1 protein-coding gene is annotated in these 492 nt (G+C 67.7%); it reads right to left on the bottom strand.

The features are described from left to right. Positions 1-213: 213 nt before the first annotated feature. A partial coding sequence (locus ACJYUO_RS21860) for a hypothetical protein (protein WP_494347409.1) occupies positions 214-492 on the bottom strand: 279 nt, incomplete at its 5' end.

Here is a 492-nt window from a genome sequence, read left to right as displayed (position 1 = left end):
TCCCCACGCTGACACGCACGTCGACTCCCTCGGCCGTCAACAGCCCGCACGCGTAGGGCCAGCAGTCAACACGGTCACCGGCGAAGTCTCCGACGACTACGTCACCGACCAGGCCGACCTCGAAGCGGCCCCCGGACTCCCCGACGAGGGCGCCGCAACGCCCCATGACCGGGTGACGCCGAACCGAGCGAGGACGAGGGGCTTTCGCTCCCTTCACCCTCGTCCCGCTCGGTCACCGGCCTCGACGGCAAGCAGTACACGCGCCCCGAACCGCAGACACCACGCCGCGCGCCCCTCCCCGACGCATTCTGGCGCGCCACCTCCGACCTCACAACGGTCACCGAACGACTCGGACGCCTCACCCAAGACGACCGATTCCCCCAGAACGCGGAGAAGGTCGCCACAGCGAACCGCAGCGACCTTCTCCGAGCAAGCGACCTGCTCCACCAGGTCATCGATTCCATCCCTGAAATCTGAAAGGCAGTCTACCCA

The sequence above is a fragment of the Natrinema sp. CRL1 genome (assembly GCF_059162405.1).
This window is presented reverse-complemented; position numbering and strand designations above follow the sequence as displayed.